This is a genomic window from Saccharothrix sp. ALI-22-I, assembly GCF_001984175.1.
GTDB lineage: Bacteria > Actinomycetota > Actinomycetes > Mycobacteriales > Pseudonocardiaceae > Actinosynnema.
In genome coordinates, this window is record NZ_MTQP01000068.1 from 919,703 (window position 1) to 945,107 (window position 25,405).

30 protein-coding genes are annotated in these 25,405 nt (G+C 70.2%); 19 read left to right on the forward strand and 11 right to left on the reverse strand.

The annotated features are described in order from the left end of the window. Positions 1-41 precede the first annotated feature (41 nt). Together ALI22I_RS41230 and ALI22I_RS41235 are read right to left on the reverse strand one after the other, a co-directional pair. The gene (locus ALI22I_RS41230; RefSeq protein ID WP_077011223.1) at positions 42-221 is read right to left on the reverse strand and encodes a hypothetical protein; all 180 of its coding nucleotides are present in this window, start codon (positions 219-221) and stop codon (positions 42-44) included. Positions 222-273: 52 nt separating this feature from the next. Then, positions 274-492, reverse strand: coding sequence for a BldC family transcriptional regulator (locus ALI22I_RS41235; protein ID WP_077011224.1), 219 nt, complete (start codon positions 490-492; stop codon positions 274-276). Positions 493-666: 174 nt separating this feature from the next. Between ALI22I_RS41235 and ALI22I_RS41240 the strand changes: the two genes are divergently transcribed. Beyond that, positions 667-1,134 (forward strand): Lrp/AsnC family transcriptional regulator, encoded by a 468-nt coding sequence (locus ALI22I_RS41240; RefSeq protein ID WP_077010949.1) that lies wholly within the window; start codon positions 667-669, stop codon positions 1,132-1,134. Positions 1,135-1,145: 11 nt separating this feature from the next. After that, a complete protein-coding gene (locus tag ALI22I_RS41245) occupies positions 1,146-1,409 on the forward strand; it encodes a DUF4229 domain-containing protein (RefSeq protein ID WP_274523038.1) in 264 nt (87 codons plus the stop codon). Here ALI22I_RS41245 and ALI22I_RS41250 read toward each other — a convergent pair. The 3 genes from ALI22I_RS41250 to ALI22I_RS41260 form a co-directional block, all read right to left on the reverse strand. Beyond that, positions 1,406-1,705, reverse strand: a complete 300-nt coding sequence (locus ALI22I_RS41250) for a hypothetical protein (RefSeq protein ID WP_077010951.1) — start codon at positions 1,703-1,705, stop codon at positions 1,406-1,408. The two genes, ALI22I_RS41245 and ALI22I_RS41250, sit on opposite strands and share 4 nt — an antisense overlap. Further along, positions 1,702-2,037 carry a PadR family transcriptional regulator gene (locus tag ALI22I_RS41255; RefSeq protein ID WP_077010952.1) on the reverse strand — a complete coding sequence of 112 codons (336 nt, stop codon included), beginning with the start codon at positions 2,035-2,037 and terminating at the stop codon, positions 1,702-1,704. The genes ALI22I_RS41250 and ALI22I_RS41255 overlap by 4 nt, the downstream gene beginning before the upstream one ends. Before the next feature lie 63 nt (positions 2,038-2,100). Then, a complete protein-coding gene (locus tag ALI22I_RS41260; protein WP_077010953.1) occupies positions 2,101-3,093 on the reverse strand; it encodes an ADP-ribosylglycohydrolase family protein in 993 nt (330 codons plus the stop codon). Between ALI22I_RS41260 and ALI22I_RS41265 the strand changes: the two genes are divergently transcribed. Both ALI22I_RS41265 and ALI22I_RS41270 read left to right on the forward strand, forming a co-directional pair. Continuing rightward, positions 3,069-4,211, forward strand: a complete 1,143-nt coding sequence (locus ALI22I_RS41265; RefSeq protein WP_077011225.1) for a PLP-dependent cysteine synthase family protein — start codon at positions 3,069-3,071, stop codon at positions 4,209-4,211. The genes ALI22I_RS41260 and ALI22I_RS41265 overlap by 25 nt on opposite strands. Before the next feature lie 78 nt (positions 4,212-4,289). After that, complete coding sequence (locus tag ALI22I_RS41270; protein WP_077010954.1) at positions 4,290-4,688, forward strand: hypothetical protein; 399 nt, start codon at positions 4,290-4,292, stop codon at positions 4,686-4,688. Between the two features lie 290 nt (positions 4,689-4,978). Here the strand turns inward: ALI22I_RS41270 and ALI22I_RS41275 are convergent, their stop codons facing one another. From ALI22I_RS41275 to ALI22I_RS41290, 4 genes are all read right to left on the reverse strand, one after another. Beyond that, the gene (locus ALI22I_RS41275) at positions 4,979-5,851 is read right to left on the reverse strand and encodes a 1,4-dihydroxy-2-naphthoate polyprenyltransferase (protein WP_077010955.1); all 873 of its coding nucleotides are present in this window, start codon (positions 5,849-5,851) and stop codon (positions 4,979-4,981) included. Between the two features lie 53 nt (positions 5,852-5,904). Further along, positions 5,905-7,107: a hypothetical protein gene (locus ALI22I_RS41280; RefSeq protein WP_077010956.1), complete on the reverse strand. Its 1,203-nt coding sequence runs from the start codon at positions 7,105-7,107 to the stop codon at positions 5,905-5,907. Positions 7,108-7,236: 129 nt separating this feature from the next. After that, complete coding sequence (gene menE, locus ALI22I_RS41285; RefSeq protein WP_083752372.1) at positions 7,237-8,361, reverse strand: o-succinylbenzoate--CoA ligase; 1,125 nt, start codon at positions 8,359-8,361, stop codon at positions 7,237-7,239. A gap of 9 nt (positions 8,362-8,370) precedes the next feature. Then, complete coding sequence (locus tag ALI22I_RS41290; protein WP_077010957.1) at positions 8,371-9,282, reverse strand: 1,4-dihydroxy-2-naphthoyl-CoA synthase; 912 nt, start codon at positions 9,280-9,282, stop codon at positions 8,371-8,373. A 162-nt stretch (positions 9,283-9,444) separates the two neighbouring features. Here ALI22I_RS41290 and menD point away from each other — a divergent pair, with 162 nt between their 5' ends. Together menD and ALI22I_RS41300 are read left to right on the forward strand one after the other, a co-directional pair. Then, a complete protein-coding gene (gene menD / locus ALI22I_RS41295; protein ID WP_077010958.1) occupies positions 9,445-11,067 on the forward strand; it encodes a 2-succinyl-5-enolpyruvyl-6-hydroxy-3-cyclohexene-1-carboxylic-acid synthase in 1,623 nt (540 codons plus the stop codon). A gap of 56 nt (positions 11,068-11,123) precedes the next feature. Next, on the forward strand, positions 11,124-12,620 hold the full coding sequence (locus ALI22I_RS41300; protein ID WP_077010959.1) for a M1 family metallopeptidase: 1,497 nt from the start codon (positions 11,124-11,126) through the stop codon (positions 12,618-12,620). A 45-nt stretch (positions 12,621-12,665) separates the two neighbouring features. Here ALI22I_RS41300 and ALI22I_RS41305 read toward each other — a convergent pair whose 3' ends face one another. Then, positions 12,666-13,895 carry an isochorismate synthase gene (locus ALI22I_RS41305; protein ID WP_077010960.1) on the reverse strand — a complete coding sequence of 410 codons (1,230 nt, stop codon included), beginning with the start codon at positions 13,893-13,895 and terminating at the stop codon, positions 12,666-12,668. A 12-nt stretch (positions 13,896-13,907) separates the two neighbouring features. On the opposite strand from ALI22I_RS41305, the gene ALI22I_RS41310 reads away from it, so the two are divergent. From ALI22I_RS41310 to ALI22I_RS51580, 8 genes are all read left to right on the forward strand, one after another. Next, positions 13,908-14,393 (forward strand): DUF3592 domain-containing protein, encoded by a 486-nt coding sequence (locus ALI22I_RS41310; protein ID WP_083752373.1) that lies wholly within the window; start codon positions 13,908-13,910, stop codon positions 14,391-14,393. Positions 14,394-14,434: 41 nt separating this feature from the next. Then, a complete protein-coding gene (gene paaA, locus ALI22I_RS41315; protein WP_077010961.1) occupies positions 14,435-15,367 on the forward strand; it encodes a 1,2-phenylacetyl-CoA epoxidase subunit PaaA in 933 nt (310 codons plus the stop codon). Next, the gene (gene paaB / locus ALI22I_RS41320; RefSeq protein ID WP_077010962.1) at positions 15,364-15,648 is read left to right on the forward strand and encodes a 1,2-phenylacetyl-CoA epoxidase subunit PaaB; all 285 of its coding nucleotides are present in this window, start codon (positions 15,364-15,366) and stop codon (positions 15,646-15,648) included. The genes paaA and paaB overlap by 4 nt, the downstream gene beginning before the upstream one ends. Next, positions 15,645-16,532 carry a 1,2-phenylacetyl-CoA epoxidase subunit PaaC gene (paaC, locus tag ALI22I_RS41325; RefSeq protein ID WP_077010963.1) on the forward strand — a complete coding sequence of 296 codons (888 nt, stop codon included), beginning with the start codon at positions 15,645-15,647 and terminating at the stop codon, positions 16,530-16,532. Before paaB ends, paaC begins: the two co-directional genes overlap by 4 nt. After that, positions 16,526-17,017, forward strand: coding sequence for a 1,2-phenylacetyl-CoA epoxidase subunit PaaD (gene paaD / locus ALI22I_RS41330; RefSeq protein WP_077010964.1), 492 nt, complete (start codon positions 16,526-16,528; stop codon positions 17,015-17,017). Before paaC ends, paaD begins: the two co-directional genes overlap by 7 nt. Beyond that, complete coding sequence (gene paaE, locus ALI22I_RS41335; protein ID WP_077010965.1) at positions 17,017-18,051, forward strand: 1,2-phenylacetyl-CoA epoxidase subunit PaaE; 1,035 nt, start codon at positions 17,017-17,019, stop codon at positions 18,049-18,051. Before paaD ends, paaE begins: the two co-directional genes overlap by 1 nt. A gap of 17 nt (positions 18,052-18,068) precedes the next feature. Beyond that, entirely contained in the window at positions 18,069-18,683 is a 615-nt protein-coding gene (locus tag ALI22I_RS41340) for a hypothetical protein (RefSeq protein ID WP_077010966.1), read from the forward strand. A gap of 112 nt (positions 18,684-18,795) precedes the next feature. Continuing rightward, positions 18,796-18,960, forward strand: coding sequence for a hypothetical protein (locus ALI22I_RS51580; protein WP_179118522.1), 165 nt, complete (start codon positions 18,796-18,798; stop codon positions 18,958-18,960). Positions 18,961-19,074: 114 nt separating this feature from the next. Here the strand turns inward: ALI22I_RS51580 and ALI22I_RS41345 are convergent, their stop codons facing one another. After that, positions 19,075-19,899 carry an inositol monophosphatase family protein gene (locus ALI22I_RS41345; RefSeq protein ID WP_077010967.1) on the reverse strand — a complete coding sequence of 275 codons (825 nt, stop codon included), beginning with the start codon at positions 19,897-19,899 and terminating at the stop codon, positions 19,075-19,077. 144 nt (positions 19,900-20,043) lie between these two features. Here ALI22I_RS41345 and ALI22I_RS41350 point away from each other — a divergent pair, with 144 nt between their 5' ends. From ALI22I_RS41350 to ALI22I_RS41370, 5 genes are all read left to right on the forward strand, one after another. Then, complete coding sequence (locus tag ALI22I_RS41350; protein WP_202971165.1) at positions 20,044-21,147, forward strand: glycosyltransferase family 4 protein; 1,104 nt, start codon at positions 20,044-20,046, stop codon at positions 21,145-21,147. 30 nt (positions 21,148-21,177) lie between these two features. Next, the gene (locus ALI22I_RS41355) at positions 21,178-22,287 is read left to right on the forward strand and encodes a glycosyltransferase (protein ID WP_077010968.1); all 1,110 of its coding nucleotides are present in this window, start codon (positions 21,178-21,180) and stop codon (positions 22,285-22,287) included. Between the two features lie 312 nt (positions 22,288-22,599). Beyond that, the gene (locus ALI22I_RS41360) at positions 22,600-23,289 is read left to right on the forward strand and encodes a demethylmenaquinone methyltransferase (protein ID WP_077010969.1); all 690 of its coding nucleotides are present in this window, start codon (positions 22,600-22,602) and stop codon (positions 23,287-23,289) included. A gap of 105 nt (positions 23,290-23,394) precedes the next feature. After that, on the forward strand, positions 23,395-24,672 hold the full coding sequence (locus ALI22I_RS41365) for a geranylgeranyl reductase family protein (RefSeq protein ID WP_077010970.1): 1,278 nt from the start codon (positions 23,395-23,397) through the stop codon (positions 24,670-24,672). 357 nt (positions 24,673-25,029) lie between these two features. After that, on the forward strand, positions 25,030-25,395 hold the full coding sequence (locus tag ALI22I_RS41370; RefSeq protein WP_033428518.1) for an NADH-quinone oxidoreductase subunit A: 366 nt from the start codon (positions 25,030-25,032) through the stop codon (positions 25,393-25,395). The last annotated feature ends 10 nt before the right edge of the window (positions 25,396-25,405 follow it).

The following is a 25,405-nucleotide window of genomic DNA, read 5'->3' on the forward strand; positions in this document are numbered from 1 at the left end:
GTCGTGACGAAGGGGGCCTCCGTGGTGAGGCCCCTTCGTTGTCACTCCTCGTCGTCCGGCTTCTTCTTGCGCTGCTCACCGAGCTTGCGCAGGAAGTCGGGGTCGTCGTCCGGTGCCACGAAACGACGACTGGGGGCGGTATCGACCCGGTCCGGTCCGAACGCACGCCACAGCAGCACGGCGATGGTGAGCGCACCGATCACCGCGAGCAGGTAGAGCATGGTCGCCACCTCCTTTGCCACGAGATTACTCGTGTCGTGGAGGTGTACGTGGTCAGTGCCGAACGGGTTCGGTCGCCTCCGTGGTCAGCTGCGACAACAGCTGCTGGACCTCGGACTCGCGGAACCGGCGGTGACCGCCGGGCGTGCGGATCGAGCCGATGCGGCCCGCGGTCGCCCAACGGGTGACCGTCTTCGGGTCCACCCGGAACAGGTTCGCGACCTCTCCCGGTGTGAGCAGTCGTTCACCCTGGTGTCCCTGCGTCAGCGTCATGGTCACGGTCTTTCCTCCCCGATGGCGAACGGACGTACCGGACGCATCGTGGCATCGAACCCTATGGGTACTCGAACGCTTGGGTGATGGTAAAGAGGTAGTAAGGGACGAAGCGCGCGGTTCGGACATCAGTGCCGTGACACCGGGCAGGTCGGTGGGCCTACGCTGTGACCGGTGGACGCTCTTGATCGCCAGATCATCGCCGCCCTGCGGGAGAACGGTCGGGCCACCTACGCCGACCTGGGCCGCAAAGTCGGCCTCTCGGCCTCCGCCGTGCACGAGCGGGTCGGCAAGCTGGAAAGCACCGGTGTGATCGTCGGCTACCACGCCGTGGTGGACCCGAGCGCCGTCGGCCTCGGGGTGACCGCGCTGGTCAGCATCCACCCCACGGACACCGCGGACGACGACGAACTGGCCGTCGCGCTGGCCGAGCTGGTCGAGGTGGAGTCGTGCTACCGGGTGGCGGGTGACGAGTCGTTCATCGTGAAGGTGAGAGTGGCCACGGTGGACGACCTGGAGCGCTCGCTGAGCCGGTTGCGGCGCATCCAGGGCGTCGCGCGCACGCGCACCACGGTCGTGCTGTCCACCCGGTTCGAGGGCCGTCCCAACACCGCGGCGGCCGGGCCGATGGGTGACGCGTAACCTGGTTTACCGTGCACCTGGGTCGTGATGTGACGCTCTACATCGGCGCGCGCCTGGGCATGGTCGCCGCGGTCACCGCGCTGCTCGTGCTCGCCAACGTGCCGCTGCTGGTCGCCCTCGCCGTCGGCGTGGTGGTGGCGTTGCCGCTGTCGCTGTTCGTGTTCCGCGGGCTGCGGACGCGGGTCGCGCAGGGGCTCGAAGAGAAGCAGGCCGTGCGCCGCGCCGAGCGCGAGAAGCTGCGCGCCCAGTTGCGCGGCGACGGCGCCGCCGGCTAGACGACCAGCAGGATCGCGCCACCGAGGTTGGCCAGCACCATCACGGCCAGCACCGCGCCGAGGTTCGTGCTCTCGCGCAGCCGCAGGGCCAGCGCCAACGGGCCGATCGGCAGCATCACCGGCTTGCGCTCCCGGTTCGCGATGCGGATCGCGCCGAACGCCACGCCCAGCGGGTTCAGGCCGAGTTCCCGCGCGCCTTCCACGTCGGCGCGCCACTGCTCCAGGTAACGGTCTCTTTGCCCGCGGGGGAGCAGCGCGGCGGCTGCTCGGACCGCGGCCAGGGCGAGTCGGGTCATCGGGCGACCTCCGGTCGGGTGACGGGCACGGGCCTGGCCTTTGTCCGATTGCCGGCTCCGCCGGCGGTCTTCGCGCACACCTTGACGGCCTCTTGGGCTCCGCCGGGCGTGAGCACGTACATCCGGCGCCGCGGGCCGCGGCGTTCGCTGTCGTCGTCCCAGGACGACGTGACCCACCCGGCCCGTTCCAGGCGGTCGAGCAGCGGGTAGACGCTGCCGGACGGGCGTCCGGTCAGCTTGATGATCTCCAGGCCCCAGCGCGGCTGGTCGCTCTTGAGCAGCACTTCCAGCACGTCCACCGTGGCCCCTCCGATACGTCCGAGTGGTTCCACGGTTCTAGGCTACCTATGTAGATTAAGGTTCGTCCAGTGTTGTCAGCGGCAGGCGGCGGTGGGTCAGCGCGTGAACGCTTCCACCGCGTCGTCGGCCAGGCGTTCCAGCACGTCCCGGAGTTCCAGGTCCGTCAGCCAGTGCTCGGGGATGGCTTCGACACCGTCCCGCGCGCCGAGCAGGTTCCCGCACAGGGCACCGGTCGAGTCGCTGTCCCCGGAGTGGTTGACCGCGAGCAGCAGGCCGTCCGCCAGGTCCCGTGCGGTCAACGCGGTGAGCACCGCTATCGCCAACGCCTCCTCGCCGACCCAACCACCGCCCAACGCCGTCTCGATCACTTCAGGCGTCGGTCGGACACCGCGCACGCTCAGCTCCACGGCCAGGTCCAGCAGGCCCAACTGCTCCTCGTGACCGTCCCACGTGATCAGTTCGGCTCGGGCCACCTCGATCGCGGGCAGCAGTGCCGTGCCCGCCAGCACCTGCTGCACCAGCACCGCCAGCACGCCTGCCGACAGGTAGCCGCTGGGGTGGCCGTGGGTCAGCGCGCCGGTGGCGGCGGCCAGGTCGAACACCTCGTGCACGTCGTCCGACCACAACGCCACCGGCGCCGCGCGCATCACCGCGCCGCAGCCCTTCGAATCGTTGATCGGGGTGTCCACCGTGCCCAGCACGCCGGAGCGGAGCGCGGTCAGGCACGTGTTGCCGGGTGCGCGGCGCTCGTGCAGCTCGGGCACGTCCAGCAGCCACCCGTCCGGTCTGACCGCCGGGCCGCCCTGCGTGCGCAGCCAGCGCCCGTACGCGACGCGCACCTCGTGCACCGGGTCGCTGCCGCGTTTCTTCGCCAGCAACAGGCCTTCCAGGGTGAACAGGGTCATCTGGGTGTCGTCGGTGATCGCGCCGAGCCTGCCGTAGGCCGGTGCGTAGTCGGTGAGACCCGACGGGCCGAAGCGGCCCCGGATGCGGTCGATCCGGTCGAACTCGATCGAACCGCCGAGCGCGTCGCCGACGGCGCCGGCGAGGAGGCTGCCGCGGAATGAGCCGCTCAGAGGTGAGGTCACGTCGCAGAAGTTATCGTGCCGGCGTGACCTCTTCGGTAGATCGATGTAGCACCCGGACCAGGGAATGGGTGTGCGAGGCCGTCCGCATCATCGAAGCGGACGCCAACCGCAGCGCCGACACGCACCTGCTGCACTTCCCCCTCCCGCCGGAGTGGGGCATCGACTTGTACCTGAAGGACGAGTCGACCCACCCCACCGGTTCTTTGAAGCACCGCCTGGCCCGGTCGCTGTTCCTGTACGCGATCTGCAACGGCTGGGTGGTCGGCGGCACGCCGGTGATCGAGGCGTCGTCGGGGTCCACGGCGGTGTCGGAGGCGTACTTCGCCCGGCTGCTCGGGTTGCCGTTCATCGCGGTGATGCCCCGGTCCACCAGCCAGGAGAAGGTGGCGTTGATCGAGCGCCAGGGCGGGCAGTGCCACTTCGTGGACGAGCCGGGCGCGATCTACGACGAGTCACGGCGGCTGGCGGCGTCGCTGGACGGGCACTTCATGGACCAGTTCACGCACGCCGAGCGGGCCACGGACTGGCGTGGCAACAACAACATCGCCGAGTCGGTGTTCCAGCAGATGGAGTTGGAGGCCGCGCCCGAGCCCGAGTGGGTCGTGGTCGGGGCGGGCACCGGTGGCACGAGCGCCACCATCGGCCGGTACATCCACTACCGGAAGCTGCACTCGCGGCTGGCCGTCGTCGATCCGGAGCACTCGGTGTTCTTCGACGCCTGGCGTGATGGTGATGTGTCCTTGACCGGGACGCGTGGCTCCCGGATCGAGGGCATCGGCCGGCCGCGGGTGGAACCGTCGTTCATCGGTGCCGTCATCGACCGGATGATCAAGGTGCCGGACGCGGCGTCGATCGCGACGATCCGGCACGTCGAGGAGGTGCTGGGGCGGCGGGTCGGTGGGTCGACCGGCACGAATTTGTGGGGTGCGTTCCAGCTGATCGCGGAGATGCGGGCGTCGCGGCTGCGGGGGAGCGTCGTGACGTTGCTGTGCGACGGTGGGGAGCGGTACTCGCACACCTACTACGACGATTCGTGGGTGGCCGCGCAGGGCCTGGACCTGGAACCGCACCTGGCCATGTTGACCCGATTCCGTTCTACCGGCACTTGGTCGGGCTGATTCTTGCTTGGATGGGGAACGCACGGCGCGTGCCGTGCGTCGCAGCGTGGATCGGCGGCGCGTGGGAAGGGGTTTGCGGTGAGCGCGTGGCGGACGGCGGAGGTGCTCACAGCCGAGGAAGTGCTCGCCAGGTCGGTCGCCGACGCCGACAAGGCGATGCGCGAGGCGGCGAAGCTGCGATACCCGCAGCGCGAGCCCTCGGCGGAGGACGTGCGACGGGTGATGCAGTTCGCGAAGTCGAACGAGGCGTCACCGGAATTGCAGGCGTTGCAGCGGAGGATCGCGGGCGGCTACCTGAGCTGGCGGCAAGTGCTCATGGGCGAGGCCGCAGACGACCGCGGCGTGAAGGCCGCGCTGGAAGCAGACCGCGAAACCCTCGCCGCCCTGTGCCGAGGCGAGGAACGCCGCGTAGAACCCCCCAAACCCAAGCGTCGCGACGACGATGAACCAATGACCTTCACCGAAGACGCCTGGTAACCGCCCCGCTCGCTCCGCAAGGGTCCCCGCCAAGGGGACCCCTGCTTTTACCCTGCCACAAGGGTCCGACAATCCACGGCGTTCGCGCGCTGCCTGTGGATAACTCCCTCGGGCGGCCGACTAACGGTGCCTCAGCGCGCGTCCTGAGCGTTGAACTCACCGCACCTGAACGTTGGACTCTCGCGTTCTGAGCGTTGGACACGCGCGTTCTGAGCGTTGGACACGCGCGTTCTGGAGGTTGGACACGCGCGTTCTGAGTGTTGGACACGCGCGGGGGCGTGGGGTGGGGGTTAGCCGAGGATTAGGGCGGTGGGGATGGCTAGGCCCCAGATGAGCATGGCGAGGCCGGTGTCGCGGAGGACGGGGATCAGGTCGTGGCCCTTGTGGCCCTTGGCTACGCGGCGGGCGCCGAGGACGGCCAGGGGGAGGGCTAGGAAGCCGGTAAGGGCCAGGGGGACGCGGAGGCCGATCGCCAGGGTGATCAGGAACGGGATCGCGACCAGGGCGAGGTAGAGGCGGCGGGAGTCCTTGTCGCCCAGGGTGGTTGACAGGGTGCGCTTGCCCGCTTGGATGTCGGTCGGGATGTCGCGCAGGCTGTTGGCGATCATCACGCCGGTGGAGAAGGAGCCCATCGCGATCGCGCCGCCGATGCCGATCCCGGTGATCTCCCCGGTCTGCACGTACAGCGTGCCGAGTACGGCGGCCGGGCCGAAGAAGACGAACACGGCCAGTTCGCCCAGGCCTGAGTACCCGTACGGCTTGCGGCCGCCGGTGTAGAACCACGCCGCGGCGATGCAGACCGCGCCGAACAACACCATCCAGTACCGGCCGGTCAGCACGATCAGGACCAGTCCCGCCAACGCGGCGACGGCCAGGGCCGCGAACGCCGCCGTGCGGACCGACTTGGGGGTCGCCGCACCGGAACCGACCAGCCGGAACGGGCCGACCCGGTTGGCGTCGGTGCCGCGGATGCCGTCGGAGTAGTCGTTGGCGAAGTTCACACCCACCTGGAGCGCGACCGACACCGCGAGCGCCAGCAGCGACCAGGTCAGGTTGAACCCGTCGATGTGGTGCGCGGCGCCCGCGCCGACCAGCACCGGCGCGATGGAGTTCGGCAGCGTGCGGGGGCGGGTCCCCGATACCCACTGGGTGGCTGTGGCCATGTCGGACATCCTCCGACATGATGAACGGGGACCCGCTTCCGGGTGCTCGCAGATCAGCAGGCAGTGGCGCCGGACACGCCGGACACGTACGCCCGCGCGATGTACTTGCCCGCCGCGATCCGGAACCAGATGTTCGACGTGCCCTGCGAGCCCGTCACGGACTGGCCGGTGAGCTGGCACTCGACCCGCACCTGCGCGTAGTTCGCGGCCAGGCCGACCTGGGACGCCGTCGACGTGGCGCCGCTGCGGACGTTGAGCGGGTCGCCCGCGGTGCGGACGAACCCGGCCGGGCCCGAACCGGTCCACGAATAGGTGACGGTGACCCACGCGTTGTTGGTCAGCTTCAGGCCGTCCCAGAACGTGCCGTCGGCCAGGTCGATGCCCGCCGGGTTGGCGACGGTGCGGCCGAACTGGTCCTTGCCGCCGTTGTAGCCGTCCTCGTACGCGGCCTGCGCCTCGGGCTTGCCCTGCGGCAGGTTCGTCCACATCTCACGGGTCGACGACGGGTTCCAGTAGTCGTCCTTGGTGTTCCACGGGCCGACGTCCCACACCGGCGCCCACTCGCAGCGGCCGTTCGCCGCGCACACCCGCACGCTGTACGTGCCGGTGGCCTTGGCCGACAGGCCGCGCCGCGACGGCAGGGCGACGAAGTGGTCGCGGCTCGTGATCACGTGCCCGTTCGCGGTGGTGCCGCCGACCAGGCCCTCGCGGGTCGCGTAGACCCGGTACGACAGGCCCGCGGCCTGCGCGTTGACGTCGGCGGTCTTCGGGGTCGTGAACGCTCTGAGGTCGACCTGGCTGACCTCGGGTGTCGCCTTCTCCGCCGTCAGTGCCAGCCGGACCTGCACGGTCGTGACGGCGGTCGGCAGCACGGCCGGGGCGTCGGGGCGTGCCTCGACCCACTCGGTCCACTGGTCGTCGCCGAGCGCGCCGCGCACGTCCACGGCGACTTCGGCGCCGGCGGGGACGTTGCTCTTCACGGTCGCGGCGATGGCGTTGACGGGGGTGTCGAACCCGCGCGGGTCGAGTTGCAGGAACCCGGTGCGCACGGCGGTCCGCGCGCTGGCGGGCGTCGGTGCGGCGCGGTCGAGCCGCACCGTGCCGTTGTCCGAGGTGACGCCGTTGTCGTCGGCGTTCACGGTGGACAGGTCGGCCCGCCATTCGGCATTGGCGTCAGCCGCGGCTGCGGCGGGTGCCGTCAGTCCGGCGGTCATGACGGTGGCGACGGCGAGCGGTAACAGGTAGCGCCTGGTCATCGCAGCACTCCTCGTCCGGACACGCGGTGCGGAGGGGACCGCGGCAGGGCCGCGCGTCACGGCGCTGCCGAGCCAATCCCCCGGAGTGGTTACCTGTCAACCAACAACCATGCGCAATAAGACAAGAACTCACCCAAACGAGCTAGCGACCGCCCTCCGATCCACCTTGCCGGGACCGCGTTGTGGCAGCTCGGAGACGAAAACAACCCGCTTCGGCATGGCGAACCGCCCGACCGCCTCCCCGACCGCCGCGCACAGCTCGTCCACGTCGGGCGGGGCGCTCGGATCGTCCGGCACCACGGCCGCGCCGACCACTTGACCCCATTCGGGATCGGCCAGCCCCACGACGCACGCCTCACGCACGCCGGCCTGGGCGGTGAGCGCCCGTTCGACCTGGGCGGGCGCGATGTTCTCGCCGCCGCTGATGATCACGTCGTCGGCGCGTCCGAGCACCTCCAACGTGCCGTCGGGCCGGATTCGCCCGAGGTCACCGGTCCGGAACCACTCCCCGAACCGCTCGCCGCCCTGATAGCCGAGGGCCAGCACCGGGCCGCCGACCTCGATGCGGCCGTCGACCAGCCGGACCCGGACGCCGTCCAGCGGCAGCCCGTCGTAGACGCAGCCGCCGGACGTCTCGCTCATGCCGTACGTGGTGACGACCCGGACGCCGAGCTGCCGGGACCGTTCGAGCAGTGCGGGCGGTGTGGCGGCACCGCCGATCAGGACCGCGTCGAACTGCCGGATCGCGGCCAGGCCGGGGCCTTCGATCGCGACCAGGCGGGCGAGTTGGGTCGGCACCAGGGCGGTGTAGTGGCGGCCGGGGGTGGCCAGGACGGTGCGGGCGGTGGTGGCGAAGCCGGAGGCGCGGAAGCCGGCGGCGAGGTCCATCACGCCGGGCTCGGTGCCCGCCACGATCGAGCGGACGAGCACCTGGATGCCCGCGATGTGGGTGGTCGGGAGGGCGAGCAGCCACGTGCCGGGGCCGCCGAGGCGGGCGTGCGTCAGCTCGGCCGAGGTGGTGAGCGCTTCGGCCCCGAGCAGGACCGTTTTCGGCTCACCCGTGGAGCCGGACGTGCCGACCGCCAGGACGGCTTCGGTCTCCCAGCCCTGGGGAGGTGGGCGCGGTTGGTCGCTCGGCTGGGCGACCAGCACGGGCGATCGGCCTTCGGCGCCCGAGCCGGTCGCGTTGGCGGGCGTTGGCGCAGGTGCCCGGTCCCGGCTCAGGGCGGCGCGTAGTTGGTCGAGGGTGATCATGGCGGCGGGCTAGTAGTAGTAGGGGTAGTCGGACCAGTTCGGCGGGCGCTTTTCCAGGAAGGCGTCGCGGCCCTCCACCGCCTCGTCGGTCATGTAGGCGAGGCGGGTGGTTTCGCCGGCGAAGATCTGCTGACCGACCAGGCCGTCGTCGATCAGGTTGAAGGCGTACTTCAGCATCCGCTGCGCGGTCGGGGATTTGCCGTTGATCTCCTTCGCCCATTCCAGCGCCGTCGACTCCAGCTCGGCGTGCGGCACGACCGCGTTGACGGCGCCCATCTTCTGCATGTCCTCGGCCGTGTAAGCCCGACCCAGGAAGAAGATCTCCCGGGCGAACTTCTGGCCCACCTGCCGCGCCAGGTACGCCGACCCGTAGCCGCCGTCGAAGCTGCCGACGTCCGCGTCGGTCTGCTTGAACCTGGCGTGCTCCGCGCTGGCCAGCGTCAGGTCGCACACGACGTGCAGGCTGTGGCCACCGCCGGCGGCCCACCCCGGGACGACGGCGATCACCACCTTCGGCATGAAGCGGATCAGGCGTTGGCACTCCAGGATGTGCAGCCTGCCCGCCCTGGCCGGATCGATGGTGTCCGCCGTCTCACCCGCCGCGTACTGGTACCCGCTGCGGCCGCGGATGCGCTGGTCGCCGCCCGAGCAGAACGCCCAGCCGCCGTCCCGCGGTGAAGGGCCGTTGCCGGTCAGCAGGACGCACCCGACGTCCGAGCTCATCCGGGCGTGGTCCAGCGCGCGGTACAGCTCGTCGACCGTGTGCGGGCGGAACGCGTTGCGCACCTCGGGCCGGTTGAACGCGATGCGCACCGTGCCCTGGTCGACCGCGCGGTGGTAGGTGATATCGGTGAAGTCGAACCCCTCGACCAGCTTCCAGCGGGTGGGGTCGAACAGCTCGGAAACGTCCTGATCTGCCACGGCACGGACAATATGCCTGCCGCGGAGCTGAGAGCGGCGCCGGTTCCCGGCGGGTCGGGGTGACGGGTCGGTGCTGGTGGGGGATCATGATTCCATTGTTCGAACCGGTGTTCGATTCAGCAAGGTGAATCACCTGATCGTGCACTGAGCGACAATGTCCAGGTGAACCCGTCCACCGCGCAGGCCAGGGTGCTTGTCGACGAGCTGATCCGCAACGACGTCAAGCACGTCGTGCTGAGCCCCGGATCGCGCAACGCCCCCCTGTCCTTCGCCCTGCACGAGGCCGCCGCGGCCGGACGCCTCACCCTCCACGTCCGCATCGACGAGCGCACCGCCGGCTTCCTCGCCCTCGGCCTGGCCAAGGGCAGCAACCAGGTCACCGCCGTCACCTGCACCTCCGGCACCGCCGTGGCGAACCTCCACCCCGCGATGCTGGAAGCCGGGCACGCGGGCGTCCCGGTCATCGCCCTCACCGCCGACCGCCCGGTCGAGCTCTACCGCACCGGCGCCAGCCAGACCGTCGACCAGCAGCGCATCTTCGGTACGGACACCCTCCAATTCCCCATCGCCGAACGCCGGGAGAACCAGAACGGCCTGTGGCGCTCCCTGGTCTGCCGGGCCGTCGCCACCGCTCGCGACCAAGGCCCGGTGCACGTCAACATCCCGTTCCGCGAGCCCTTGGTGCCCGATCAGGACGACGACTGGCCGGAGAGCCTGGACGGCCGCCCGTTCGACATGCCCTGGACCCGCACCGCCCGCCGCACCACCACCTCCCTGCACCCGGCCGACCACCTCGGCCCGCGCACCCTGGTGGTCGTCGGCGACACCGACCACGACCTCACCGACCTGGCCGAACGCGCGGGTTGGCCGGTGATCGCCGAACCGACCGGCCACGGCCTGCGCCACGGCACCCTGCTGCTCAACGCGGGAGAACTCCCCGAGCACCTGAACCCGCAGGCCGTAGTAGTAGTGGGCCGCGCCACCCTCTCCAGGGGCGTGCTCAAGCTCATCGCCCGAACCCCGGTCGTGCACGTCCTCTCCGACGAACTCGACTGGCCGGACCCGCAGTTCGCCGCCACGCACACCTCCACCGACCTGGTCCTCGGCGAGCACGAGGTGGACCACGACTGGCTCACCGCCTGGCAGCACGCGGACAAGGCGGTCGCCGACGTCGTGCACGACCTGCTGGCCAAGGAGCCGTGGCCGACCGGCCTGCACGTGGCCCGCGACCTCCTCGCCGCGCTCCCCGCGGGCGCGAACCTGTTCCTCGGCTCGTCCAACCCGGTCCGCGACGTCGACCTCGTCGCCGCGCCGCGCCGCGACGTCCACACCTACGCCAACCGGGGCGTGGCGGGCATCGACGGCAGCGTCTCCACCGCCGCCGGCATCGCGCTCACCCAGGGCCCGACCTACGCCCTGATCGGCGACCTGACGTTCCTGCACGACGCGAACGGCCTGCTCATCGGCCCGCACGAGCCCCGCCCGGACCTCACGATCGTCGTCCTCAACGACGACGGCGGCGGCATCTTCGCGTTGCTGGAACAGGGCGCGAAGGAGCACGAGAAGACCTTCGAACGCGTCTTCGGCACCCCGCACGGCGTCGACCTCGAAGCCCTGTGCAAAGCCCACCAGGTGCCGCACACCCGGGCCCGCACGCCGGACGAGTTGGGACGAGCACTCGACCGGCCGAGCGGAATCCGGGTGGTCGAAATCCGCACCGAGCGCAAGGAATTGCGGGATCTGCACGCCCGGCTGAAGGCCGCCGTGTCAACCGCTTTCCAATAGCCGAAATCCCACCGACGGGGGTACAGCGGGCCGGAGGGCACGACTAGCTTCGCCGCATGTCCCTGAGAGCGAAGCTGACCCTCGGTACCGCCACCGCGGCGTCCCTGCTGCTGCTCGCCGGCACGGCGACGGCGGCCCAACCAGGAGCACCGGGCATCGGAGACCCGTACTACCCGAATGCCGGCAACGGCGGGTACGACGTTTCCCATTACGACATCAGGCTCAACTACCAGCCGGCGAACGACAACCTTTCCGGCACGACGACGATCCTGGCCAAAGCCACCCAGGAACTGAGCCAGTTCAACCTCGACTTCCTGTTGAAGGTCAGCTCGGTCCGGGTCAACAACAAGGTCGCCGAGTTCTCCCAGGCGGACGGCGAACTCGTGGTCGACCCGCGCGGCGCGCTCCGCCAGGGCGCCGACCTGACCATCGTGGTCACGTACTCCGACGTGCCCTCGACCCACGACGTGGACGGCTACACGTCGTGGAAGCGGACCCCGGACGGCGCGCTGGCGATCGACCAGCCGGACATCGCGCCGTGGTGGTTCCCGAGCAACAACCACCCGACCGACAAGGCGAAGTTCGACGTGTCGGTGGCCGTGCCCAGCGGCGTCGAGGTGATCTCCAACGGCCTGTTCGGCGGCACCACCCAGCAGATCAACGGCTGGACCCGCTGGCGCTACCGCAGCCTGCAGCCGCAGGCCACCTACCTGGCGTTCATCGCGATCGGCCAGTTCGAGATCCGCCAGTCGACCGCGCCGAACGGCCAGCCGGTGCTCAACGCCTACTCGGAGCGGCTGGGCGCGGACTACGGCGCGTCGGTGGCGAGCATCGAGCGCACGCCCGAGGTGACGGAGTTCCTGGAGACCCAGTTCGGCACCTACCCGTTCGAGGCGCAGGGCGGCGTGGCCACGCCGGGCATCGGCTTCGCGCTGGAGAACCAGACCCGCTCCACCTACGACGCCGGCTTCTTCCGCCGCGGCTCGAACACCTACGTGGTGGCGCACGAGGTCGCGCACCAGTGGTTCGGCGACTCGGTGTCGGTGCAGGGCTGGAAGGACATCTGGCTGAACGAGGGCTTCGCCAGCTACGCGGAGTGGCTGTGGTCGGAGCACGTCGGTGAAGGCACGGTCCAGGAGAACTCGGACTTCGTCTACGCGTCGTACCCGGAGGACAGCCCGTTCTGGCAGGTCCTGCCCGGTGACCCGGGCGCGCCGAACCAGTTCCACGGCGCCGTGTACGACCGGGGTGCGCTGACCGTGCACGCGTTGCGCGGCGCGATCGGCGACGAGGCGTTCTTCCAGCTGCTGAAGCAGTGGCCGAGCGAGAAGCGCAACGGCAACGCGACGACGGACGAGTTCATCGCGTTCGCCGAGGAGCTGTCCGGGCAGCAACTGGACGAGCTGTTCCAGACGTGGCTGTTCACACCGGGCAAGCCCGCCGTGGCACCGGGTGCGGCCGGGTTCGCGGCACGTGCGGCCACGGTGACCGAGCCGAAGTCGTTCAAGAAGATCCACGAAACCCGCGAACTTCTCGCGGGCCACCACCACTGAAGTCGAACGTGGGGCCGTCCTGAGTCGAGGGCGGCCCCGCGTCCGTCACATGCCTTCGAGGGCTTCGCGGAACGGCAGCATCTTGGCGTGTGCCTCGTGGACCTCGGAGTCGGGATCGGACTCGGCGACCAGGCCGCAGCCGGCGTAGAGGCGGGCTGTGGGGCCGTCCACCTGGGCGCAGCGCAGGGCGATGCCGAGCTCGCCGTCGCCGTTGCCGTCGATCCAGCCCACCGGGCCCGCGTACCGGCCCCGGTCCATGCCTTCCAGTTCTTCGATCACCGTGATGGCGTCCGCACGTGGGGTGCCGCCGACGGCGGCGGTGGGGTGCAGGGCCTCGCCCAGGGCTAGCAACGACGGCGTTTCGCTGAGCGTGCCGACCACGTCGCTGGACAGGTGCGAGACGTTCGGCAGCCGGAGGACCGACGGGCCGTCCACCGACATGGTCGAGCAGAACGGCCGCAGGGTCTCCACCAGCGACGTCACCGCGTACTCGTGTTCGTCGCGGTTCTTGCCGGACGACAGCAGCGCGGCGGCCAGTTCGTCATCGGACATCCCGTCGTGCGGCCATGTCGTCCCGGCCAGCACGCGCGAATCGACCACGGATCCGTTGCGCCGCAGCAGCAGTTCGGGGGTCGCGCCGATCAGGCCGTCCACGGCGTACACCCAGCACTCGGGGTATCGGCGGGCCAGGCCTTCCAGTACGAAACGGTGGTCGATCTCGATGTCCGCGACGGCCAGCAGGTCGTGTGCCAGCACGACTTTGTCCAGTTCGCCGGCCTGCATCCGTTCGACCGCCGCGCGCACCGCCGTGCGGTAGCCGGTGACGGACACCTGCCCGTCGGCGTACTTCACCTCGGACGGTTTGCGCACCGGCTCGACCCGCCGTCCGGTGACGTTGCCGATCGTGGTCAACCAGCTGTGCCCGTTGTGGCGACCTATGACGACTTCCGGCACCACCAGCACCGAACGTCCCGGCCGGTCGGAGAACGCCATGCTGACGAACGCCACCGCGCCCGTGCCCGGCACGCCGATCTCGTCGTCCACGTCGAGGCCGTCGGTGAACTCGCGCCACCAGCGGTCGGCGGCCGCGAAACGGTCCGGTCCGGAGACCTCGAAACGGGCCGCCTCACCCCATCCGACCAGGCCCGTTCCATCCCGGACCCAGCTCAGTGCGCCGGTCGGGGCCGGCAGCCTGCTCAGCAAATCGTCGCCCGCGACGCGCCTGGTGTGCACGCGCAGCCGTTGTCGGGTCCGCGAGACAGGAGCTGTGGTCACGGCGTCGAGGGTATGGACTCGTGGCTGAGATCCGGAGCCCAGGCCGCCCTAGACTCCTCAGTTGTGGTGGACGACGCAGTGCGAACGAGTGCCCGTCCGAAGGCTCGGCTCCTGGTCAGCCGGTCGTTGCTGGTGTTCGGCGCGGTCGTGACGCTGATCGGCGTGATCCTGCTCGCGGCGTGCTGGCGGGACGACCTGATGATCGAGAAGCGGCTGGGCAAGGCGACCGCCGAGGTGGTGTCGGTCTCGTTCCAGCGCACCGTGGTGCGCTTCGCGACGCCGGACGGCGCCGTGCACAGCCCGTCGCAGGGCGTGCTGTACCCGGAGGGGCTGGAGCCGGGTCAGCTGGTGCGCATCGAGTACGACACGGCCGATCCCGAAGTGGCACGGGTCGCCGGCCGCACCGCCGTGCTCGCGTTGCTGCCGATCGGCACGTTCCTGCTGGCCGTGTGGGCGGGGCTGTTGCCGCTGGTCTGGTGGCTCCGTCGGCGTTTGTGACAGTTCTCCTCAAAATTGGCCTTCAGGTGTAACATCGATGCATGGACCTGGAGGCTCAGTTCGAGCGCACCGTCGCCGCCGAGCAGCGCGTCGAGCCGCGTGACTGGATGCCCGACGGCTACCGCAGGACGTTGATCCGGCAGATCGCGCAGCACGCGCACTCCGAGATCATCGGCATGCAGCCGGAGGGCAACTGGATCAGCCGCGCGCCGTCGTTGCGCCGCAAGGCGATCCTGCTGGCCAAGGTCCAGGACGAGGCCGGGCACGGCCTGTACCTGTACGCCGCGACCGAGACGCTGGGCGCGGACCGGGGCGACCTGACCGAGAAGCTGATCTCGGGCAAGCAGAAGTACTCCTCGATCTTCAACTACCCGACGCTGTCCTACGCCGACGTCGGCGTGATCGGCTGGCTGGTGGACGGCGCCGCGATCTGCAACCAGGTGCCGCTGTGCCGCACGTCCTACGGACCGTACGCGCGCGCCATGATCCGCATCTGCAAGGAGGAGTCCTTCCACCAGCGGCAGGGCTACGAGCTGCTGATGACGATGATGAGCGGCACCGACGCGCAGCGCGCCATGGTGCAGGAGTCGGTGAACCGCTTCTGGTGGCCATCGCTGATGATGTTCGGTCCGCCGGATGCGGAATCGGCCAACACCGAGCAGTCCATGGCGTGGCGGATCAAGCGCAACACCAACGACGAGCTGCGGCAGAAGTTCGTGGACATGACCGTGCCGCAGGCGGAGAAGCTGGGCGTGACGCTGCCCGACCCCGCGCTGAAGTGGAACGAAGAGCGCGGGCACCACGACTTCGGCCAGCCGGACTGGGACGAGTTCTGGCAGGTCGTCGGCGGCAACGGGCCCACGAACGCGCAGCGGATCGCGCACCGGCGCAAGGCGCACGAGGACGGCGAGTGGGTGCGTGCCGCCGCTGCCGCGCACGCCGCGAAGCGGTCCGTTCAGGAAGGTGTGGCATGAGTTCTTCGTGGCCGTTGTGGGAAGTGTTCGTGCGCGGCAAGCGCGGGTTGAACCACGTGCACGTCGGGTCGCTGCACGCGCCGGACGCCGAGATGGCGTTGCGGAACGCGCGTGACGTCTACACCCGGCGCAACGAGGGCGTGTCGATCTGGGTGGTGCCCGCGGCGGCGATCACCGCGTCGTCGCCGGACGAGAAGGACCCGTTCTTCGAGCCCAGCGGGGACAAGGTCTACCGGCACCCGACGTTCTACGAGATCCCCGAGGACGTGCCGCACCTATGAGCTTCGATAATGCGTACGAGTCGCTCATCGACCACGAGGACACGCACTGGGCGTTCGGGACCGGGTTCTCGGAGGCGTTGGCCGGGGTCGACCGCGAAGTGCCCGACGTCGACCGCGCCGACCTGACCGCGTACTGCCTGATGCTCGGTGACGACGCGCTGGTCCTGTCCCACCGGCTGGCCGAGTGGTGTTCCCGCGCGCCGGAGCTGGAGGAGGACGTCGCGCTGGCCAACATCGCGCTGGACCTGCTCGGACAGGCCCGGCTGCTGCTGACCCGCGCCGGTGAGGTCGAGGGTGACGGGCGGGACGAGGACGCGTTGGCGTACCTGCGGGACGAGCGCGATTTCCGCAACGTGCACCTGGCGGAGATCGAGTGCGGTCCGTTCGCCGGCGGTGACTTCGCCACGACCATGGCCCGGCTGCTGGTGTTCTCGTCGTGGAAGATCGCGCAGTACTCGCGGTTGCGCGCGAGTGCCGACCCGGTGCTGGCGGCGGTGGCGGCCAAGGGGTTGAAGGAACTGGCCTACCACCGTGATCACGCGGCCCAGTGGGTCGTGCGGCTGGGTGACGGGACGGCCGAGTCGCACCGGCGGATGCAGGCCGGGTTGGAGCGGGTGTGGCCGTTCCTGGACGAGCTGCTCACGGCTCATGCGGTGGAGCGGCGGTTGGCCGGGGTCGCGGTGGATCCGGGCGAGCTCCGGTCCGAAGTGGACGGTGTGCTGGACGCGGTGCTGTCGGCGGCCGGGCTGACCCGGCCGGTGGACGTGCCTGCGGCGCGGGTCAACGGGCTGGCCGGGCGCGACGGCGTGCACACCGAGGCCATGGGCTACCTGCTCGCCGAGATGCAGCACCTGCACCGGTCGTTGCCGGGTGCGACGTGGTAACCGCGCTGGAGGTCGCCGCGCGGGTCCGGGACCCGGAGCTGCCGGTGCTGACGTTGGCCGACCTCGGGGTGCTGCGTGACGTGACCGAGGAGGACGGGCGGGTGTCGGTGACGATCACGCCCACCTACTCGGGGTGTCCGGCGCTGGACGAGATGGGCGCGGACCTGCGGCGGTCGTTGCTGGCGGCGGGGTTCTCGGCGGTGGACGTGCGGATGTCGCTGTCGCCGGCCTGGACTACGGACTGGATCAGCGAGGACGGGTTGCGCAAGCTGCGGGAGGCGGGCATCGCGCCGCCGTCCCGGCTGGGTCCGCGTGCTGCCGGTCCGGTGCCGCTGAACCTGGTGCCGCCGTCGCGGCGGGTGCCGTGCCCGCGGTGCGGGTCGGTTCGGACTTCGGAGCTGTCGCGGTTCGGGTCCACGGCGTGCAAGGCGTTGCGGCGGTGCGCGGACTGCGCCGAGCCGTTCGAGCACGTGAAGGAGATCTGATGGCGCGGCCGGTGTTCCACAAGCTGACCGTCGCGTCGGTCGAGCAGCTGTGCTCGGACGCCGTCGCGGTGACGTTCGAGGTGCCTGCCGAGCTGGCCTCCGTGTTCACCTTCGCCCCTGGGCAGTACCTGACCCTGCGCAACGGCGACGAGCGGCGGTCGTACTCGATCTGCGCGCCGGCCGGTGGGCCGTTGCGGATCGGGGTGCGGCGGGTGGACGGCGGGTTGTTCTCGACCCTGCTGGTGGGCCGGGTGCAGCGCGGTGACGTGCTGGAAGTCCTGCCGCCCTTGGGCAACTTCACGCCGTCCGGCGGCTCGCACCACGGCTTGGTGGTCGCCGGGTCCGGGATCACGCCGGCGTTGTCGATCGCCGCGTCGGTGCTGGCCGGTGGCGCGCGGGTGACGTTGCTGTACGGGAACCGGCGGGCGGACACGGTGATGTTCGCCGAGGAGCTGGCGGACCTGAAGGACCGGTACCCGGCGCGGTTCCAGCTGGTGCACGTGCTGTCGCGGGAGCCTCGGGACGTCGAGCTGTTCTCCGGGCGGTTGGACGCGGCGAAGCTGCGGGCGCTGTTCGGGGTGGTGGTGCCGTGGGCCGACGTGGACCAGTGGTGGCTGTGCGGGCCCTACGGGATGGTGAAGGACGCGGAGGACGTGCTGGCGTCCCTGGGCGTTCCCGCGTCGTCGGTGCACCACGAGTTGTTCTACGTGGACGAGCCGCCGCCTCCGCCGCGCCGTGCGTCTACCGCCGAGGTGGCGGCCGCGTCGGCGACCGTGATCCTCGACGGGCGGACCACCGTCGTGCCGCTGCCGGCGGACGTGCCGATCCTCGACGCGGCCCAGCGGGTGCGCGCCGACCTGCCGTTCGCGTGCAAGGGCGGTGTGTGCGGGACGTGCCGGGCGCTGGTGGTGTCGGGTGAGGTGGAGATGCGGCGGAACTACGCGTTGGAGCCGCGTGAGGTGGAGGCCGGGTTCGTGCTGACGTGCCAATCGGTGGCGGTGAGCTCGGCGGTTACCGTGGATTATGACGCCTGATCTGGCACATTGAGCGCATGGGACGGGCGGCGCTCTGGGGACTGCTCATCGGCACGACGCTGATGACGACCCTCATCATGTTCGGCTTCGCGACGTCGCCAGAGAACGGGTCCGGCGTCCCCCTCGTGGCGAGCTTCATCGCCTCAGGGATGTTCGGTGTGGTCATGGGAGGCATCCCCGGCACCCTCATCGGCCTGGTCGTCGGAGCCGTACGCCGCCGCCCCCAGCCGGTGCTACCGCCGCCGCCACCACCTCCGCTCGCGCCGCCGCCCCCGATGCACGACCGGTGGGCCGCGATGGTGGGACGGTGCGAGCTGGCCGTGCGCCGGGTGGGTGCTGCGGTGGCGACTGTGCCGCCGTCACCGGCTCGGGACTGGTTGGAGCGGATCGCGGGGCAGTTCGGCGGTGAACTGTCGGACGTGCGGCGGATCGCCGACCTGGCGCGTGCGCTGGGCGCCGACCACGACCACCCGGTGACCCAGAGACTGACGGCCGCCGTCCGCGACTTCACGTCGTTCGAGGACGAGGTGGGCCGCGTAGCCCTCCAACTGCTCAACCAGGCCTCACTGGACAAGGTCCGCACGCACCTGGAAGTGCTGGAACAACAGCTGCCGCACCTGGGCAACGGTTAGCCCAAATGCACTAGACCGTTAGTCCTTTGAGATCGTCCTGTCATGTGGCACGCCTTCACTGCTGGAGAGTTGCGCGCACCAGGATGCCCACGACCGGCACGCATTGGCCTTGGTGAAGCGGAAGATCTTCGAGCTGACCTACGAGCACTTCCGCGCGCACGAGGGCCCGATGCTGTGGGCCGGTGACGCTATCGCGTGGAGCTACGGCGCGGGCGGGGAGTGGCGGCGCCGGGTCGCGGGCCGGCTGGAGAAGGTGCACCGGCTGGAAGTCCCCTAGACAGCGCGAAACCCGGCAACCCACCGTCCGGGAGGTGAACCGGGTTCACTTCCGGGCCCTATTGGGCCCGGCGATGGCTGCTCTATTCGGTCCGCGCTGGCTGCGGCAAACGGATTAGCGGGACGTGGAGGACTGCCACCAGGCGAGGACTTCCTCGGCCACCTCCGGCATGGCGACGAGCAGGCCGTCCAGCGGTAGTGGGTCGTCTTCGCCTCTGCGGTCCAGTACGGCGGCACCGGATTCGACGGCCAGGGCGACGGCACCGGCTACGTCCCACTCGTGGTAGCTGTGCAGGACGGCGGCTGCGGCGTGGCCCAGGGCTACTTGGGCGACGGCGAGGGCCTTGGAACCCAGGACGCGAACGCCGGTACCGGCCACCGCGGCGCGGGAGATGAACTCGCCCATGCCGGGCCACGGGCCGGTCCGCGTCATCTCCGTGCACACGATCGAACTCACCGCCTGGTCGCCCAGCTTCACCGGCGTGCCGTTCGCCCGCATGCCACGTCCCCGCGCCGCCGCGTAGATCTGGGCTCGGTACGGGTCCGCGACCACGCCGACGACCGGCCCCCACCGGTCGACCAGCGCGAGGCTGTACGCGCACCACGGCACGCCGGCCACGTAGTTCGCCGTCCCGTCGACCGGGTCCACGACCCAGCGGAACTCGGCGTCGCTCGCGGTGTCCTCGTCGACGTTCTCGCAGAACACCGGGATGTCCGGGAACTCTGCCGTCAGCACCCGCCGGGTGTGCCGCTCCAACGTCCGATCCGTGTCCGTCACCCAGTCGAACGGTGACGCCTCGTCGTCGGATCGCGCACCACGTCCCGCCGTCGCCATGATCACGTCGGACGCGTCGTTGGCGAGTCGACCCGCTATCTCCAGCGCGATCGACACCAGGCCGGGATCGACGGGCTGCGCGGGACGGGACGACAAGACGGTCATGCCGACCTAGTGTCACCGCACAGAGTGACCGCGATGCGTACACGAGGTGAAGCCGCGGACAACGTCAACTGCGACGCGAGGAGTTCGGCAGGCGTTCGCTGAGGTGTCACGCCGCCGTGTCCTTGGCATCGCAAGGTGATCGGCGTGCGCGTAGCGATCGTCACCGAGAGCTTCTTGCCCCAGGTCAACGGGGTCACCAACTCCGTTCTGCGGGTCCTGGAACACCTGAAAGCGCACGGTCACCAGGCGTTGGTCGTGGCGCCCGGCGCGGGTGCGGACCACCACCGCGGCACGCCGGTGGTCCGGGTGCCCGCGGTCGACCTGCCGAGGTTCAGCTCGCTGCCCGTCGGGGTGCCCACGCGCAAGGTGCTGACCGCGTTGGCCGATTTCCGGCCGGACGTGGTGCACCTGGCCAGCCCGTTCGTGATGGGCGCGCGCGGTCTGTTGGCGGCACGGCGGCTGGGCATCCCGACCGTCGCGGTCTACCAGACCGACATCGCCGGGTTCGCCGGCCACTACGGGCTCGGCCTCACCGCCCGCGCCGCCTGGCGGTGGACACGCCGGCTGCACGCCCAGGCGGACCGCACGCTGGCGCCGTCGACGTGGGCCGTGGAAGCGCTCCAAGACCACGGCGTGCCGCGTGTGCACCGGTGGGGGCGCGGTGTGGACGTCGAGCTGTTCAACCCCGGCCGTCGGGACGCCGCACTCCGCGCCGAACTGGCACCGAACGGTGAACTGCTCGTCGGGTACGTCGGCAGGTTGTCCCCGGAGAAGCGGGTGGACCGGCTCGCCGCGCTCGGCGACCTGCCCGGCGTGCGGCTGGTGGTCGTCGGTGAAGGGCCGGATGAGGCGCAGTTGCGTCGGGATCTGCCCGACGCCGCGTTCCTCGGCTTCAAGACCGGCAACGACCTGGCCACCGCCTACGCCAGCCTGGACGTGTTCGTGCACACCGGGCCGCACGAGACGTTCTGCCAGGCGGTGCAGGAGGCGTTGGCCAGCGGGGTGCCGGTGGTCGCGCCCGATGCGGGCGGGCCACGTGACCTGGTGCAACCCAACACCGGGTACCTGTTCGCCTCCGACGATCAGCTCCGGCAGGCCGTCGTGGAGTTGAGCGATCCGCTGCGCCGTCGCCAGTTCGGCCAGGCGGGTCGGCGGTGGGTGCGCGGACGCACGTGGTCGGCGGTGTGCGACGAACTGCTCGGGCACTACGCGGCCGTGCTGGACGTGCCGGAGCGCCGTGCCGCATGAGGGTCGTGCACGCATGAGGGTCGTGCACGCATGAGAATCGTTCAGCTGGCCAACTTCTACGGCCCGCGTTCCGGTGGTCTGCGCACGGCACTGCACCACCTCGGCAGTGGTTATGCGGCTCGCGGACACCAGGTCACGCTCGTCGTGCCCGGTCCTGCGCACGCCGATGAGGAGCTGTCGCCGGACGTCCGGCGCATCACGTTGCCCGCGCCGCAGATCCCGGGCACCGGTGGCTACCGGGCGGTCGACCCGTGGCGGATGCGGACGCTGTTGGACCACCTTTCACCTGATCGGCTGGAGGTGTCCGACCGGCTCACGTTGCGCGGTATGGGCCGGTGGGCGGCGGCGCGCGGGGTGCCGAGCGTGGTCATCTCGCACGAGCGGTTGGACCGGCTGCTGGAGCAGTTCCTGCTGCCGTCGGCGGTGGCGCGGCGGGGTGCGGACTGGGCGAACGCGCGGATGGCCGCCTCCTACGACACGGTGGTGTGCACGACCGAGTTCGCGCGGGAGGAGTTCGACCGGATCGGGGCGCGCAACGTCGTCCGCGTGCCGTTGGGGGTGGACCTGCGCACGTTCACGCCGACCCGGCACGACCGGTCGCTCAAGGCTGATCTGGCGCGTGGGGCGGACGCGCTGCTCGTGCACTGCGGGCGGCTGTCGCCGGAGAAGCACGTCGAGCGCAGCGTGGACACGGCGGCTGAGCTGCACTCGGCCGGGCTCAACGTGCGGCTGGTGATCGCGGGTGACGGTCCGCGCCGTGAGGCGCTGGAACGCCGTGCCGCCGGGCTCCCCGTGACGTTTCTCGGCTTCGTCGGCCAGCGGACCGACGTGGCCGACCTGCTCGCCACGGCCGACGTGTCACTCGCCCCGGGCCCGCACGAGACGTTCGGCTTGGCGGCCCTCGAAGCCCTGGCTTCCGGCACCCCGGTCGTCGTCTCCGCTTCCTCGGCCTTGCGTGAAATCGTCCGCCCAGGCTGCGGCGCCGCAGTGGCCGACCACGCCCCGGCGTTCGCCGGCGCCGTCAACGCCCTTCTGGACGACCCGGAACCAACCCGCCGCTCAGCCGCCCGCGCCCGCGCCGAGGAATACCCCTGGCAAACCGCCGTAGCCGGCATGCTCGCCGCCCTCCACGCCCCCTAACCGCGTGTCCAACGTTCAGAACGCGCGTGTCGTACCTCCAGAACGCGCGTGTCCAACGTTCGCGTCGCGCGTGTCCTACGCTCAGAACACCCGAATTGAACGTTCAGAACAGGGCCGCCCGACGTGAGTGTTCAACTCGGGGTACCTGGACGTTGGACACGCGCGTTCGGAACGTTGGACACGCGCGTTCGGAACGTTGGACACGCGCGTTCGGAACGTTGGACACGCGCGTTCGGAACGTTGGACACGCGCGTTCTGGGCGTTGGACACGCGCGTTCTGGGCGTTGGACACGCGGGGATTAGGCTTTGGGTATGGCGCGTGCTGGTCTGGACAAGAACCCCCACGAGGTCGCCGAGATGTTCGACGGGGTGGCCAAGGGCTACGACCGGACGAACTCGGTCATGACGCTCGGGTTCGACCGGCGCTGGCGGGAGTGGAGTCGGCGGGTTCTGGACGCGAAGCCCGGTGAGAAGGTTCTTGATCTCGCGGCGGGCACGGCGGTGTCGACCGTGGAGTACGCGGCCTCGGGTGCGTGGTGCGTGGCGGCCGACTTCTCGCTGGGGATGCTGCTCGGAGGCGCGCACCGGCCGGTGCCGAAGGTCGCCGCCGACGCCCTGCACCTGCCGTTCGCCGACAACGCCTTCGACGCGGTCACCGTGTCCTTCGGGCTGCGGAATTTCAACGACACCGAGGCCGCGCTGCGCGAGATGGCCCGGGTCGTCAGGCCCGGCGGCCGGCTGGTGGTGTGCGAGGTCTCAACGCCGACGTTCCGCCCGTTCCGCTTCGTCTACATGCGCTACCTGCTCCGAATCCTGCCGTTCATCGGCCGGCTCGTGTCCTCCAACCCGGACGCCTACCAGTACCTCGCCGAATCCATGCGCACCTGGCCCGACCAGCGCACGCTCGGCGAGATCGTGGCCCGCGCCGGCTGGGAGGACGTCGCCTGGATGAACCTCACCGGCGGCATGGTCGCCTTGCACCGCGGCACCAAACCCGCGTAGGACCCGACCTGCCCGAGGCGTTGAGCCTGCTGGAGGCGGTAATCCCTCAGCGGCCCGCCAGTAGACTCGCCGTGGACTTTGTGAACACGGGCACAAGGAGCGGGGATGACGACTCCCAGCCGCCGCAAGGCAGGCGAGGACGCCGAGGTGATCGTGGTCGGTGCGGGCCCCGCGGGCTCGACCGCGGCCACCTACCTGGCACGCGCGGGCCTGGACGTGGTGCTGCTGGAGAAGAGCACCTTCCCGCGCGAGAAGGTCTGCGGTGACGGGCTGACCCCGCGCGGGGTCAAGCAGCTCATCGACCTGGGCATCGACACCCGCGAGGAAGCCGGCTGGCTGCACAACCGCGGCCTGCGGGTGGTCGGCGGCGGCGTCACGCTCGAACTGGACTGGCCCGAGCTGGCCACGTTCCCGCCCTACGGCCTGGTCCGGCCCCGGCAGGACTTCGACGAGATGCTCGCGCAGGCCGCCGTCCAGGCGGGCGCGCGGATGCACGAGCAGACCACCGTCACCGGCGCGGTGGTGGAGAACGGCCGGGTCGTCGGCGTCACCGCCAAGCAGGGCCCGGACAAGACCCCCGTCACCTACCGGGCGCCGCTCGTGCTGGCCTGCGACGGCGTGAGCGCCAGGCTCGCCCTGAGCGTCGGCATCCAGAAGGACGACGCCAAGCCGATGGGCGTCGCGGTCCGCCGCTACTACGCCAGCCCGCGCACCAAGGACGACTACCTGGAGTCGCACCTGGAGCTGTGGGACCGGGCCAACAACGTGCTGCTGCCCGGCTACGGCTGGATCTTCGGCATGGGCGACGGCACCGTGAACGTCGGCCTCGGCATCCTCAGCACCTCCAAGGCCTACGGCACCACGGACTACCGCGCGCTGCTCAAGAGCTGGCTCGACGGCACCCCCGAGGAGTGGGGTTTCCGCGAGGAGAACGCCACCGGCAAGATCGGCGGCGCGGCCCTGCCGATGGGCCTCAACCGCAAGCCGCACTACCGCCCCGGCCTGCTCCTCGTGGGTGACGCGGGCGGCATGGTCAACCCGTTCAACGGCGAGGGCATCGGCTACGCCATGGAGTCGGCGCGCATCGCCGCGGAGAGCGCCATCCAGGCCCTCGCCCGCCAGGGTGCGAGCCGCGAGCGGGCGCTGCACGGCTACCCGGTGCGCATCGAACAGGCCCTGGGCAGCTACTACCGGCTCGGCAACGTGTTCAGCAAGCTCATCGGCCACCCCACGATCATGCGCACCGCGACCAAGTACGGCCTGCCGCGCAAGACCCTGATGAAGCTGGTCCTGAAGCTCCTCGCGGGTCTTTACGACCCGAAGGACGGCGACTCGTTCGACCGCATCATCACGACGGCCACGAAACTCACCCCAACGGCCTAATAAGGCTCCTCTAACGGACGCAGCGTCGCCCTACGGGTCGGCGCTGTTTCGTTTTTGGTGTGCTCCCGTTCACCCCGGGGTCGGTCAACTGTTGATCTGCACCGTAAAAGGCCAGGTCAGGGCCTATGGCGGGGGTGCCCGTCACGCCGCTGTGTGACGTTCTACACTGACCCTCAGGTCTTGTGAATCAGTTCACAACCGGCTGAGATACCTTGTGAAGTGTTTCACAAGCGACCTGCGGATTGTTGGGCACTTGTTAGGCCCGCCTAACCTCCGGAGGCCGCTAGAACACCCTTTAGGGTGCGCAACGGTCAGCGGTGCACCACCACCGCGACAGCGAGGAAAGGACGACGGAGAGTGCTGGACCCTTACCTCCCCCTCGTATTGATGTTCGCCCTCGCCGCGGCTTTCGCGCTGTTCTCGGTGACGGCCGCGCCGTACATCGGACCCCGCCGCTACAACCGCGCGAAGCTCGACGCCTACGAGTGCGGCATCGAGCCGTCACCGCAACCGGTGGTGGGCGGTGGCCGCATGCCGGTCGCCTACTACCTCACGGCGATGCTGTTCATCCTGTTCGACATCGAAATGGTGTTCCTCTACCCCTTCGCGGTCTCCGCGGACCGGCTCGGCCTGTTCGGCCTGGTGGAGATCGCACTGTTCGTCGCGACGGTCGGCTTCGCGTACGCCTACGTGTGGCGTCGCGGCGGCCTCGACTGGAACTGAGGGGGAGAAC